Source organism: Streptomyces finlayi, from assembly GCF_014216315.1.
GTDB lineage: Bacteria > Actinomycetota > Actinomycetes > Streptomycetales > Streptomycetaceae > Streptomyces > Streptomyces finlayi_A.
In genome coordinates, this window is sequence record NZ_CP045702.1 from 7,447,330 (window position 1) to 7,459,882 (window position 12,553).

10 protein-coding genes and 4 pseudogenes are annotated in these 12,553 nt (G+C 69.8%); 9 read left to right on the forward strand and 5 right to left on the reverse strand.

The annotated features are described in order from the left end of the window. The first annotated feature begins 3 nt into the window (after positions 1-3). The 3 genes and pseudogenes from F0344_RS36360 to F0344_RS34090 all read left to right on the forward strand — a co-directional run. Entirely contained in the window at positions 4-537 is a 534-nt protein-coding gene (locus tag F0344_RS36360; RefSeq protein ID WP_258050218.1) for a hypothetical protein, read from the forward strand. Between the two features lie 831 nt (positions 538-1,368). Further along, positions 1,369-1,998, forward strand: a complete 630-nt coding sequence (locus tag F0344_RS34085) for a type VII secretion system-associated protein (protein ID WP_185296830.1) — start codon at positions 1,369-1,371, stop codon at positions 1,996-1,998. Between the two features lie 355 nt (positions 1,999-2,353). After that, positions 2,354-2,871, forward strand: a pseudogene (locus F0344_RS34090) (O-acetyl-ADP-ribose deacetylase); the annotation flags it as partial. A gap of 267 nt (positions 2,872-3,138) precedes the next feature. Here F0344_RS34090 and F0344_RS34095 read toward each other — a convergent pair. Further along, on the reverse strand, positions 3,139-3,669 hold the full coding sequence (locus F0344_RS34095; protein WP_258049534.1) for an SRPBCC family protein: 531 nt from the start codon (positions 3,667-3,669) through the stop codon (positions 3,139-3,141). Positions 3,670-3,810: 141 nt separating this feature from the next. Between F0344_RS34095 and F0344_RS34100 the strand changes: the two genes are divergently transcribed. Continuing rightward, positions 3,811-4,710, forward strand: a complete 900-nt coding sequence (locus tag F0344_RS34100) for a helix-turn-helix domain-containing protein (RefSeq protein WP_185296828.1) — start codon at positions 3,811-3,813, stop codon at positions 4,708-4,710. A 327-nt stretch (positions 4,711-5,037) separates the two neighbouring features. Here the strand turns inward: F0344_RS34100 and F0344_RS36365 are convergent. Next, positions 5,038-5,355, reverse strand: a pseudogene (locus tag F0344_RS36365) (SAM-dependent methyltransferase); the annotation flags it as partial. A gap of 160 nt (positions 5,356-5,515) precedes the next feature. On the opposite strand from F0344_RS36365, the gene F0344_RS36370 reads away from it, so the two are divergent. After that, positions 5,516-6,217 carry an excalibur calcium-binding domain-containing protein gene (locus tag F0344_RS36370; RefSeq protein ID WP_258049533.1) on the forward strand — a complete coding sequence of 234 codons (702 nt, stop codon included), beginning with the start codon at positions 5,516-5,518 and terminating at the stop codon, positions 6,215-6,217. Between the two features lie 54 nt (positions 6,218-6,271). After that, positions 6,272-6,442, forward strand: a pseudogene (locus F0344_RS34115) (telomere-protecting terminal protein Tpg); the annotation flags it as partial. 97 nt (positions 6,443-6,539) lie between these two features. Here F0344_RS34115 and F0344_RS34120 read toward each other — a convergent pair. From F0344_RS34120 to F0344_RS36375, 3 genes and pseudogenes are all read right to left on the reverse strand, one after another. After that, positions 6,540-6,719: a DUF6480 family protein gene (locus F0344_RS34120; protein ID WP_185296827.1), complete on the reverse strand. Its 180-nt coding sequence runs from the start codon at positions 6,717-6,719 to the stop codon at positions 6,540-6,542. Between the two features lie 385 nt (positions 6,720-7,104). After that, positions 7,105-8,682 (reverse strand): outer membrane protein assembly factor BamB family protein, encoded by a 1,578-nt coding sequence (locus F0344_RS34125; RefSeq protein WP_185296826.1) that lies wholly within the window; start codon positions 8,680-8,682, stop codon positions 7,105-7,107. Between the two features lie 179 nt (positions 8,683-8,861). Further along, positions 8,862-9,139 (reverse strand): annotated as a pseudogene (locus F0344_RS36375) (MOSC domain-containing protein); the annotation flags it as partial. A gap of 493 nt (positions 9,140-9,632) precedes the next feature. Here F0344_RS36375 and F0344_RS34135 point away from each other — a divergent pair. The 3 genes from F0344_RS34135 (at position 9,633) to heR (ending at position 12,285) form a co-directional block, all read left to right on the forward strand. Next, complete coding sequence (locus F0344_RS34135) at positions 9,633-9,971, forward strand: SpoIIE family protein phosphatase (protein ID WP_185296825.1); 339 nt, start codon at positions 9,633-9,635, stop codon at positions 9,969-9,971. Next, the gene (locus F0344_RS34140) at positions 9,968-11,023 is read left to right on the forward strand and encodes a cobalamin B12-binding domain-containing protein (protein ID WP_258049532.1); all 1,056 of its coding nucleotides are present in this window, start codon (positions 9,968-9,970) and stop codon (positions 11,021-11,023) included. Before F0344_RS34135 ends, F0344_RS34140 begins: the two co-directional genes overlap by 4 nt. 503 nt (positions 11,024-11,526) lie before the next feature. Next, positions 11,527-12,285 carry a heliorhodopsin HeR gene (gene heR / locus F0344_RS34145; protein ID WP_185296824.1) on the forward strand — a complete coding sequence of 253 codons (759 nt, stop codon included), beginning with the start codon at positions 11,527-11,529 and terminating at the stop codon, positions 12,283-12,285. Positions 12,286-12,553 lie beyond the last annotated feature (268 nt).

Sequence of the window (12,553 nt, forward strand, 5' to 3'; positions counted from 1 at the left end):
ACGGTGGACGGAATCCCGTTCCGGGACAGCGACGTGGACACCCGCCCGCTGGTCGGGTTCGACCACCGATTCGAGGGCCGCGAGTCGATGCCGGACGACGGACGCAGGCGGCTGCGGGAGCGACGCCTGAGGCTCTATCGAGGCATGCGGGAGCGTGCGCATGTGCTCCGTCTCGGCGACACGTTCCATACGGTCGGTGCCGAGGAGACCACCCCGGACCCGGAGGCGCCGGTCTGCACCGAACTCCTCAGGCGATACGAGCGGGAGCGCGCCGAACTCGTCGCAGGGAGCTGGATCCCGAGGGCGAGGCGCAGTAGATGGAGGCGATGCTGCGGACCCCGCTGCGGCCCCATGAGCCGGTACTGGGACGTTCATCCGCTCACCGAGCAGGAGCTACGAACCTTTGTCGCCCGCGAAGGACTGTTCCCGGACGAGCACGCCCGGGCGCTGCTTGCCGAGTTGGCGGCCGCACGGGCGTACGGGTCCGGGAAGGCCGCCGGAGCGGGGGGCAACGACGAGGGGCCCCGACGGCGATGAGATGTTTTCGTGTCTACCCCACGAGCCGGGCATCCGCGCGCGGCATGACTGTCTGGAGTGACCGCATGCCGCCTTCTGGAAGCCACCCGGACGACGCCCGCGGGCCGATGCCTGCCCTCGGAGCGATGTCCGCCTCCCGCACGGCACCCGCCTACGTGTCCACGCGTCCTCCCGTGATCCTCCCGCGAGAGGATCCGGACTCTCCGGTTCCGCCCGAGGACATCGCCGCAGCGGCCCGTACCGTCCCCGACCTCCGGCTGTCGGTGACCGACCGGCACTGGCTCGGCGAGACGGACGGCGAGCCCGCACCGCCCTGGGCCGTACTCGGCCGCTGGCGCGGCGAGATCGTCGCGTGGCAGACCAACCCCGACTACCGACCCTCGCCTGCCGCGTTCGGCTGGGCCGCACCGGTCACCGACGCCGACGCCGCGGTGCATCTGGGCGCCGGTTACGGTGTGGTCCGTGGGCGTGGCAGAGGTGCTCGCGGAGGCAGGAACGGTAGCTGTCCGTGTGGCCGAGGACGGGGAGCCGGTGTGGACGCGGGCAGTTGGTGGTGCGCTCGCGATGCCCGTTTTCCTGGTGTCGACGTAGGAGTCGGTGAACTGGTTGCCTGTGTATGTGACGGTGTCGCTCCTACCTCCTCGACCGGTTGTCCCGGCCGGGACGTGTTGTTCCTCAGTAGCTCGCCCCGTTGTCCTGCCCGTTCCGGTGGACGGTCTGCGGGCATGGTGGGCGGATATGACGGGTGAATCCGTTCCGGGTGAATCCGTTCCGGGTGAACCCGACCGGGCAGGCCCAGCACCAACCCTGGTACCAGTAAGTGAGGACGAGATGAGCGAGACCGGAGCCGAAAGCCCCGCCGCCCCCCGAAACCCCGTACCACCCGAGGAGTTCGTCCGGGCCGCCAGGCTGGCACCCGACCACTGGCTCTACCTGGCCGATCCCGCCTGGCAGGGGGAGGGCCCGCCGCCGGCGTGGGCCGTTGTCGGCCAGTGGCGCTCCGACTCCGAGGGCGAGATCGTCGAGTGGGAGGACAACGAGGACTACAAACCGTCGCCCGAGGCGATGGGGTGGCCCGAGCCGGCCGACGACGTGGACCGCGCGATCCAGCTCGCCACCACCGGGTACGGCCGGGCGGAGGACGTCACCGCAGCCCTGGCTCGGGCCGAGGTCGCGGTTCTGCTCACGGCGCAGGGTGAGCCGGTGAGCGCGTCGGCGCCCGACGGAACGGCGGTGGTGCCTGTCTACACTTCCCCCCGCTTTCTCCGGGCCGTCGGACAGCTGGGGTTCGAACGGCTGCCGGTCGCGGACCTGCTCGCCCGGATTCCTCCGGGCTGCAGCCTGTGCGTCAACAGTTCGGCCACGGTCAGCATGGTGCTGCCCACGGAGGGACTCGCCGATGTGCTCGGTCCTGCCCCGGCAGCTGAACGGTCCCGGTCCGGCATGGAGGGTGTCGCGTGATCCGGTCTGACCGGGTCGCGGGGCTGTCAACACCCGCTCGGTCACGTAGTCACTCGTCGGGCAGCGACGGGGACACCGGAGGTGCGGTTTGGAATCAGACCTGCCGGACCGGGACGGCGTGACCTTCGCCGGCCGTCCCGCCGAAGAATCGGACAAGTCCGTCGTACAGGTGGTGTGCCCACTCCAGCGTGCGTGCCTCTTCCCGGTCGGAGCGCGTCGCTGGGCTCCGGTTCGGTGGCCTCTCACCCTTCCGGACGCCCTCCAAGTGGTTCCACGCCCAGATGTGATCCCGGTCGATCTGCTCCGACTTTGCCGCCGTCAGTGCCCTTCGTGCGGCGGCTGCGCTTCTGTTGGTATGACGGCACGGCCGGCGTTCACCCTTGTACGCGGGGACATCACCGAGCAGCACGCCGACGTCCTGGTCAACGCCGCCAACTCCTTTCCTTCTCGGTGGTGGTGGGGTGGACGGCGCGATCCACCGGCGCGGTGGACCCGAGATCCTTGCCGCCTGCCGCGACCTGCGGGCCTCGCACTACGGCAAGGGACTGCCGACCGGGCAGGCGGTGGCGACGACGGCCGGCCGGCTGCACGCGGAGCACGTCGTCCACACGGTGGGCCCGGTCTGGTCGCGTACGGGGGATTGTTCCGTGTTGCTGGCCTCCTGCTACCGGGAATCCCTGCGGGTGGCCTCGGAGCTGGGAGCCCGGACGGTTGCCTTTCCGGCGATCTCGACGGGCATCTACGGCTGGCCGCTCGAGGCGGGGCGCGGATCGCTGTGCGTACGGTCCGCGAGGCCGCGTTCCCTCCGGTCGCCGAGGTCCGGTTCGTGTGTTCTTCGACGAGGAGGCGTACGCCTGCTTCGACGAGGCACTGACGGCGTGGACAGGGATCCGTATTCCCAGCCGGGCGTGCACGGGGATGACTACGGTGTCGTCCATTCATCAGCGCCGGCCCCGAATCAGGTCTTGCGGGTGGTCGTCTGGACGGGCCGAGCGGCAGATGACTGGGTCCCAGTTCACCGGCAATGGATCTGGACCCTGCGGGCAGGGAGGGAGCCTTCGCCGGTGAGTGCGGCGGCCGCTGGGTCGCGCGGTGAACCCGTATCGTCCTCACAGTCTCGCGCCACCTGGACCGGGGCGGCTACCGCTGAGTGCGGTGTCGCGCGATCCACTCCGCCAGGGACAGCAGGGTGGCCTCCGCACTGCTTGCCATGTGGTCCCGCAAAGCATGGAGGTCCGCGGGTGCGTTGCCCAGGAGCGGGTCGGTGCGCAACAGGCGCCAGGACTGCTGGACGATGCTGCCAACGCCCTGCTCGTAGAGGTGCCAGTTCCAGCGAACGATGCCTTGCTCGGCTCCGCCGACGACGAAGGCGAACGCGGAACCTGGATCAGCCTGGACCACCTCGGAGTGGGTGACCCATTCGCGCCCGTCACGGCGGTTGCGTCCGCTGAACCGTGCGCCGACCCATGGGCCGTCTCCCGGCTCATAGCTCACGGCGCTGGCGCTAGGGCTCCACGTCTCGATCAGGGACACGTCGCTGATCAGCTGATACACGGAGTCCGGCGTCGAGTCGACCCAGCACCGCCTGGTGAAGGTGAAGGGTGTCAGATCGAGGCCGGCCAGCGGATCTCGCCGGTTGGGGGCGGTGCTCTCGAACGTCGTAGTGCTCACAGGGCATCCCAACAGATGAAGACGACAGAAGGGGGGTGTGGGCCTCATCATGAGGGCCGGTGCGGGGAGCAGCCAGACCCTGCGGATCCGTACCCCAGCAGGGTGAGGCGCGGCTCAGGATCTGCCGCGCATACTCGGTTCATGGACAAGCACGGGCAGCTCGCCGCATTCCTCAAGGCACGCCGGGGCCTTCTGCGTCCCGAGGATGTGGGGCTGCAGACCTACGGCGAGCGGCGCCGGGTGCCGGGGCTGCGGAGGGAGGAGCTGGCGATGCTCGCGGGCATCAGCGCGCCGTACTACACCCGGCTCGAGCAGGGCCAGTCACGCAACGCCTCGCGCGAGGTACTCGATGCCATCGCGACCGCCCTATGCCTGGATGAGTCCGAGCGGGCCCATCTGTACGAACTCGCCCGTGCACCGAAGCGGGGCAAAGCCGCACCCCGGCCCCGTCCCGAGCGCGTCACCCCGGCTCACGGCGCGCTGCTCGCCGCACTCGAAGGCACCCCCGCCATCGTCATGGGCCGCCGCAGTGACGTTCTGGCCTGGAACACGCAGGGTCACGCGTTGTTTGCCGGCCATCTCGACCGGGGCAGCCCCGCTGAACCGGGCTGTCGGCCGAACATGGCCAAACTGGTGTTCCTCGACGCTCACACCCGCGACCTCTATACCGATTGGCCCGCCAAGGCCAAGGCCGTGGTCGGCAACCTGCGCCTCACCGCCGGCCGGTACCCGGAGGATCCTCTGCTGGCCGGGCTCGTCGGCGAGCTGATCATCCGCAGCCCGGAGTTTGCCACCATGTGGGCCGATCACCGGATCCTGGCCTGCGATGCCGCCGACTACGAGATACACCACCCCGCGGTCGGGAACCTGACCGTCACCCAGCAGACACTCCAGAGTCCGCGAGGAAGCGGACCGGCCGTGGTGATCGCCACGGCCGCCCAGGGGTCCCCGTCCGCGACGGCCCTGGCTCTCCTCGCCCACGTCGGCGGGCCGAGCGAGGCAGCCCTGCCCCGCAAGGGCGCCGAATCCCGTCACTCCTGACCCAAGAAGCCCCGCTTCGGGCCCTGCTGCGGCCCAGGACGCCCGAAACGATGGGGTTCGCGCTCCCTCACGGTCGGCTAAACCTTGCACGTCCGGTGGCGCGGGGTCCGGGGACGGTCGCCGTCTGCCCCTGAGGGCCGGTGGCGGTGCGCTGGGGAGCGTGGCCTCGTTCGACGTGCCAGCGTCTTTCAGCTGCAGCGAGGCGATGACCTCGTCGAGGGTGGGGAACTGGATGTCCTGGCCGGTCCGCCAGGACCAGGGGCCCAGGGAGGCGTGTTCGATCACGATCAGCAGCCCGCCGGGAGCTACGGCCTGGGCGGCCCGGCGCAGTACGTGTGCGCGGGAGATGGCGATCAGGGTGTGGAAGTAGGTGGCGGTGACCAGGTCGTAGGCGCCGTCGGGGAAGGTCGCGGCCAGGTCGTGTCGCCAGGTGTGGACCCGGTTGGTGACGCCGGTGGCCGCGGCGCCCGCGCTCACGCGGCCGAGGGCGGTTTGTGAAACGTCGACAGCCGTGACGTCCCAGCCTTCGGCGGCGAGCCGGAGGGCGTCGCCGCCATGGCCGCCGGCCTGATCAAGTACAACGGTGACATCAGCCGCATCCGCCCGGTCCGCTGCGACCGCCTGCGGTCCCAGGCCGGCGAACATCGCTGCCAGGCGGCGCTCACGTTTCCAGCGGCCGGATGCGGCTCTGCCGCGGTACGAGGTGAAACACCGACCGCCTCGGGACGCGTGGTTCCACAGGCGCGGCCCAAACCGTCGGCGCACACTGGAGTGAATGCGGGACCCTCTCCGTGAGGTGATGCCTATGAGCCGCGTCCTCTGCTCGGGCTCGGCCTTCCTGCTGGCGGCGGCCGTTGCCGTGGCAGGGCTCAGTGGCTGTGGCTCCGAGGGCGACGAGACGCCGCAGGGGGCCACTCCGACGGTCACTCGGACGCAGACCCGGACCGAGACCCAGGCCCTCACCCCTGAGCCAACGCCCTCCCCGGCACCGCCCAAGGCCACTCCCACCCCGCCTCCGCCCCCAGCCCCGACCACGCCGGAGCCGCCCGCCCCCACCGGCGCAGCCTCCACCGTCGAGGCGTACTTCGATGCCATCAACGCGCGCGACTACCGACGGGCGTGGGACCTCGGGGGCAAGAACCTCGGCGACCCTTCCTACTCGTCCTTCGCAGCGGGGTTCGCCGATGTTGAACGCGACACCGTTCACATTCTTGATGTCACGGGAGGGAGCGTGACTGTCACGATCGATGTACTGCGGCCGGATGGGACCCAGCAGTCGTACGAGGGTACTTACACAGTCAGGGGCGGGATCATCGTTGACGCCGCCATACGCCTCGTCGAGGCTCCGGCGCCGCCGGACGAATCCGAGAGCACCTACCCGCCCGGTCCGCCCGCGGGTGAGCCCGACGTCGACTGCGAGGACCTTTCCGGTCCCGTTTGGGTCGGCCCGTCCGACCCGCACAACCTCGACCGCGATGGTGACGGCATCGGTTGCGAGGCCAACTGAGGGGATGCGTCGCCGGTGCCCGAGCGGCGGGCCGTCACGCTGGGATCGGGAGCACGACCGGATCTCGCCGCGCGCCCGCGCCTGGAGCGCGAGGTGAATCAATGGCGACCGCAGATCCGGGCGAAGGCACGACATACGGCCGCGACCTCCGACGGCATCGTCATCGGCACCCGCGCCCGCATGGGCCACGACGCGCGGATCGGCTCGACGCGTTCGGACGACGTACCCGGCTGACGGCCAGCCCCGGGGTGTCCCGGGCAACTCGCCGCGATGAGGCATCCGGTGGTTCCAGCGGGGCCGGCGCAGCTCGGTGCTGCCCAGGTCACAACGAGATCATGCGGGCGATGAAGAACGCGGCGACGATGACGGCGCCGATGATGATCAGCCACACCCAGATGCCCGGATGTTCCCACAGGCCGCCGTCGGCACGTTCTTCGTGCGCCTCAGCAGTGGAGCCTTCGGCAGGCGGTGTCTCCTCGGGAGGCACGAGTGGATCAGTCATACCCCCAGCTTCGCGGCAGTCGCCGCATCACGCATCTGCTGCTCGTTTGTCCGCGGCGACACGTGCTGCGAGCCGGTGGGATGAAGCTGTGGGCGTCCGGCGGCGGCGTACACCTCGATCTCCATCCCCCGTCCGGGACTGGGGACGCCCGACACACGGAGGTGCGATCTCTCGGTTTGGTGTTGGTAAGAGTCGGTGCTGATCGTTCTGAGCGGGGTTCTTGGGGCTGGTCAGTGGTCGTGTGTGGGCGAGGGTGTCGCTGTACAGACCCCATTCCGGCCGACCGCCTGCCGGCTATGCAGCAGACCCTTGAGCGACCCCCGACCGGGTCCCTATGGCCGGGCCGGGGCGGCCCCTTACTTCCCGTCAGGGTGCCGCGGGGCGGTCAGGGTGCGGCAGGGGCGAAGGACAGTATGCGGGCCTCCCGCCAGGGCTTCCGCTTCTCGTCCCCGCTCACGATCGTCGACGTCAGGACGAGCCTTCCGTCGACGTATGCCGTGTGCCCCATGGACATCTCGTACTCGTACGGGGCGGTCGCCACCGGGTGCTTCACGACGTCCTTCTCCGTGCCGGCACCGCGCGGGCCCATGACGAAGGTCCGGCCGGGGCGGCTCGAAGTGGCACCCTCGTAGATGAGCATCGACTTGCCGTCCTCCGCGCGGAGCGGATACAGCCTGCGCAGCTCATCGGACTTGACGCCCCACAGGAACTTCCCGGTCTTCAGGTCGTACGCGCCGACCTGGTCGGTGGCACCCAGCATGATGAGGCCCTTTCCGACGCCGGAGCCCCGGCAGGGCTGGATGTTTCCGCCTGCGTCTCCGGCGCACTGCTCGAAGCCCTTGTCCCGGGCGTCGAAGGTGGTGCGGTGCTTGCCTCCGGGGTCCAGGACCGTTATCCGCCAGTCGCTCGCGCTGTCCTCGTTGTTGTAGGTGGTGAAGACGACCGGGTCCATGGAGATCAGACTGCCGAAGCTCCAGCCGGTCTTCATCCGGTAGCGCCACAGGACCTTTCCGGAACGCGGGTCGAGCTCGCGCACCTGGCCGTAGTTCTTGCTCCGGTCGATGGCGATCATGCAGTCGGAGCTGACCAGCAGCCGGGCAACGCCGCCCGCCACGTCATCGGGGACGCACTTGTTCTTGTTCTCCCGGGGGATCTCGTAGAGCTTGCTCCCGTCGTCCATCCGGTAGGTGATGGCCACCATGTTCCGGGCGACGGCCAGGGTGTCGCCGCTGATGGCGCTGTTGACGATGAACGTGTTGTCCCGGTCACCGGGCTCGTCGAGCTCTTTGCGCCATCCCTGCTCCCCGGTCTTCAGATCGATCATCCGCATCTGGTTGCACTGGTTGCCCCGATTGTTGTCCGGCCTCTCGTGGTGGAAGACCACGACCCTGCCGTCGGGCGTCGGGTTGGCCGGTGTCTCGCACACGGAGGAGGGCAGCGTCACGTTCCAGACCTCGGCGCCGTCCGAGAGCCGGTAGGCCGTGACCTTCCGGTGCAGGGCCTGGACGGCGGTGTCACCGACGATCCACAGGTCGTGGACCTTGTTGATCTGCTTGGGCAGGTCGGTCTTGTCGTCGACGATCCACGCCGCCGACTCGCCCGGTTTCCGGGCGGCGGCGACCTCCTTCGTCGTCGGAATGTGGCTCAGCTCCGGGCCGCCTGCCGCGGGGGAGCCGGACGGGGACGCCGATCCGGAGGGGCCGGGCGACTCCTTCGCCACGGGCTTCGCGGGCTCGTCCCGCCAATGGTCGGAGAGCGCGTACGCCCCTCCCGCCACGACCACCAGCACCAGCGCGACGACCGCGGCGACGACCGGCCCCCGGCCGAACCGGTGACGCGGCGGAGGTGTGGGTACGGTCGGCGGCCCGAACCCCTGGGGCCCGCCCTCCGAGGCATATGGGTTGCCGGGAACGGGCTGGTGCGGCGGGCCCTGGGCGTACCAGGGCTGCTGCGGGTCGGGCATGGTCTTCCCCCTGAGACGTCACTCGGCTCGAAGACTTCTCCTCGGGCATCGGTCACTGGTGGTGGACGCGCCGCGCACCGATCCAGTTCCCGCCGCAGTGCCCCGGGACCTCGCAACGGATGACGCCACGTCACGGGACCGGACCCGCCGCTTCCCCTGCACGGAACGGCCGCCCGCTCTCAGCCCTGCCGCGTGGCGTAATCCTGCGCCTTGCGCAGCGCCTCGGGGGTGCAGCGCCTGCGCCTCCCCGGCAGCCAGCAGCGCGGAACAGGGTGCGTTGGGCCGTCAGGCCCCGAACTGCAGGGCGGCGGTGACCTCGTGTCGGGCCGGTGAACGATCTCGACAGGGTCCCCGGAGCGCACAGCGCCCGGTTCGATCACCCGCAGATACGCGCCGGTGGCGCCCTGCTGGGTGAACCGCCGGACCACCCCGGCTCCCCGAGATGATGGGCGAAGGTCGGCTGCGATCTCTCGGTTTTGGGACGGTGGGGTGGGAGACAGCGGGGTCTGGGTGTGTTGTTGCTGCTCATGGGTTGTTTCGGGGTGTGGGGTCACTGTCCTGGGCGTGAGAGATCCATGGGACATCGCTGTCGTGGAGTGTTATCGCGTGAGGGGTGATGCTGTCTCAGTTTCGTGAGTTCTGATCCGCTGGTCGATGGGTGTTGGTGTGCTCGGGGGTGTGGATCAGACATGGCAGGGTCCGACTCCGGAAGGGGCGGGTGGTGATTCGAGTGGGGCTTTGCCGGCTGTGTCGGTTCGGGCGTTGCGGGGGCCTGTGGTGCGCCGTCTGCTGGCCCTGCGGCGGGAGGGGAAGCTCACCACTGGGCAGGTGAGGTCGGCGGCGGGCGTGCTGGGGGTGCGGGAGCGTGCGGTGTGGCGGTGGCTGGCGGCCGCCGAGCGGGACGAGGCCGCGGCCACCTCCCACCACTGGTGCTGCGCAAGGACGGCGCGGTGGAGGAAGTGCACATAGGCGGGACACTGGTCGGCGCCCTGCCCGACCCGGACTTCCACCAGACGGAGATCCGGCTGGCGGCCGGCGAACTACTGCTGTTGTACAGCGACGGTGTGACCGAGGCGAGCGGCGGGCCGACGGAGCAGGAGATGTACGGCGAACGACGGTTGATGCGCGACCTGGCCGCCTGCCTCGGCATGCCGGCCGGCGCGGTCGCCGAGCGTATCGACCTGCGCAGCGGGCAGTGGCTGGCCGGAGGCGACCATGACGACCTCGCCGTTCTGGCCGTGCAGGCTGCGGCCCCTGCGGCGCCGACGGACGGGGGGCAGTCGCAGTGACCGCCGAGCGCTCCGACGCCATCGAGAGTGTCCGCACGGCCTTCGACGACCACCTGGCCCGAGCGGACGAGACCGCCGCCGTGGCACTCGTCCTGGAACTTCTCGCCAGCGGCGTCAGCGCCGAGGACGTGCTGCTCGGCCTGATCGCACCCGCCCAGGCAGCGGTTGGCGAGCACTGGGTGACCAACGAGTGGAGTGTGGCCCAGGAACACGCGGCCACCCATGTCAGCAACCGGGCAGTCTCCGCACTCGCCGCCGCGACAGCGGTCCCCGACCATCCTCTCGGGAGCGTCGTGGTGGCCTGTCCGGACGGCGAATGGCACACCCTGCCCGCCCACATTGTTGCGGAGGTGCTGCGACTGCGCGGCTTCACGGTGCGGTTCCTCGGTGCCGGGGTACCCACGGCACACCTGATCTCGTATCTCCATCAGAACGGCTCTGATCTGATCGTCCTGTCGTGCATGCTGGCGGTGCGCCTGCCCCGGGTGTACCACACGATCGAGGCGTGCCGACTGGCGCGTGTCCCGGTCATGGTCGGTGGCGCCGGCTTCGGACCGGACGGCATCTGGGCCCGTGCGCTGGGTGCCGACCTCTACGCGCGCACCGCGGTGGACGCCGCGGACCTGCTGGTGGGACAGTGGCCGCCGCCGCTGTCCGGGGAGCCCGCACTGGACCACCTGGCTGACGGGGAGTACACCCAACTCGTCAGCCGTCGCGGTGAGCTTCTGCGGCACCTGGCCGACCACCTGCGCCGGCACTTCCCGCCGATGGGCCGGTGCGCCGACGACCGGTACGAGGCCGCTGTCGAGGACCTGGGGTTCCTGGTGGATTTCCTCGCCGCGGGTGTCTTCGTCGACGACCCGCGCGTGTTCACCGACTTCCTGCTGTTCCTCGCCGGTGTGCTGGCCCACCGCGGTATACCGCCGGCCGGCCTGGACCTGGCGGTCCAGGCCCTCTGCGAGCCGTTGAGTGATCTTCCCCGCGCCCTGACCCATCTGGCCGCGGGCCGAGGACGACTGGAGCGGGCCGGACACACCTGGGCGGACGCCTGATCCCTGCGGCAGATTCGGGACACGCACGCGTACCGGGCGATCGGCTCATCCGGTGATCACCGGCGGTGGTGCCGCTCGGGCTGGCGCTTGCCGGACGCGAGCGCACCTCCTTCCGGGACTGTGCCGAGGCACCGGACCGTGCGCTAGCTGTCCTGTCCCGGGAGGTTGTGGACAGTGGCGATGATCATCTTCGGGGGGCCTTCGGCAGAGGGCAACAGTCATGCCGGGCCCAGAGGCCAGCGGTCGCGTTGCAGGACCGCGAAAGAGTTAACGGGCCACATCAGCACCGCAGGGGATGGGGGGCGAACTCGCTCTCGGCGCGCGGACCGTCCCGGAGAGCGGCGGGTGCGGCGGCGGGTGCGGCGGTTCGTTGTGCCACTCGTGTGGCTTTTGGCGGGGCAGCGACGTGATTGCCGTCATCCCCACCCGGACGGGACGACCATGCAGACGTACTGCGGCGCCGACCCTCGGGAGGAATTTTGAGAAGAGAGGACGGCACACCGGTGGCCACCGGTGTCACCGCCGAACGCCTCGCCGGGCTCCGTGCGTGGAACGTGGGGCTCACGCTGCTGCACCTGGTCCAGGCCCTGGCGATCCTCTTCCTCGCCGGCAGCTTCTCGATCACCGTCACCTCCTCTCTGCCCGAGGGGCCCCCAGGGACGAAGGCGCCTGCCCCCGAAGCACTGTTCGACGTGCCGATCGGCTGGGCCGTCGCCGTCTTCCTCACCCTCGCGGCACTGGACCACCTGCTGACGGCGACGGTGTGCCGCGGCACCTACGAACGCGACCTCAGACGCGGCATCAACCGATTCAGGTGGCTGGAGTACGCGCTGAGCGCGACCCTGATGGTGCTCCTCATCGGCTTCTACTCGGGCATCACCAGCCTCAACGCCGTCATCGCCGTGATCGGCGCCAACGTCGGGATGATTCTCTTCGGCTGGATCGAGGAGGAGATGAACCCGCCGGGACGGGTGGTGACCACGATGCTCCCGTTCTGGTTCGGGACGCTGGTCGGTGTGACGCCGTGGCTCTCGATCACGTACAACATCGTCGCGACCGGGGCCATCCCCGGCTTCGTGTACGGGATCGTTCTCGTCCAGGCCGCCCTCTTCTTCAGCTTCGGTCTCAACCAGTGGCTCCAGTACCGCGGAGTCGGCCGGTGGTCCGACTACGCATACGGGGAGAAGGCCTACCTGGTTCTCAGCCTCGTGGCGAAGTCACTTCTGGCCTGGCAGATCTTCACCGGCTCGCTGGCCGGCTGAACCTCCTTCGTCCGGGGTGGTTCCCCGGCCCCCACGCCACGCGACCGCCTTTCCACGCGTCGCTGTTCCGCCAGGGAGGACTCCTGACGCGGTGTCGCGGGTTCGAATCCTGCCGGAGGCTTGGAGAAGCAGCGGGCCCTGACCCCGTCTGCTGCTTTCTGCGGTGCGGGTTCACTGTCGCGGGGTGAGAGATCGGGATAGGTGCACTGTTCTGGGTGGTATCGCATGACGGGTGACGTTGTCTCAGGCTTACTTCACCCTCCGACCC

Excerpts from the sequence above, each read along its gene's own strand:
- F0344_RS34085 (WP_185296830.1), top strand. The coding sequence starts at position 1,369 with ATGAGCGAGACCGGAGCCGAAAGCCCCGCCGCCCCCCGAAACCCCGTA.
- F0344_RS34100 (WP_185296828.1), top strand. The coding sequence starts at position 3,811 with ATGGACAAGCACGGGCAGCTCGCCGCATTCCTCAAGGCACGCCGGGGC.
- F0344_RS36370 (WP_258049533.1), top strand. The coding sequence starts at position 5,516 with ATGAGCCGCGTCCTCTGCTCGGGCTCGGCCTTCCTGCTGGCGGCGGCC.
- F0344_RS34120 (WP_185296827.1), bottom strand. The coding sequence starts at position 6,719 with ATGACTGATCCACTCGTGCCTCCCGAGGAGACACCGCCTGCCGAAGGC.
- F0344_RS34125 (WP_185296826.1), bottom strand. The coding sequence starts at position 8,682 with ATGCCCGACCCGCAGCAGCCCTGGTACGCCCAGGGCCCGCCGCACCAG.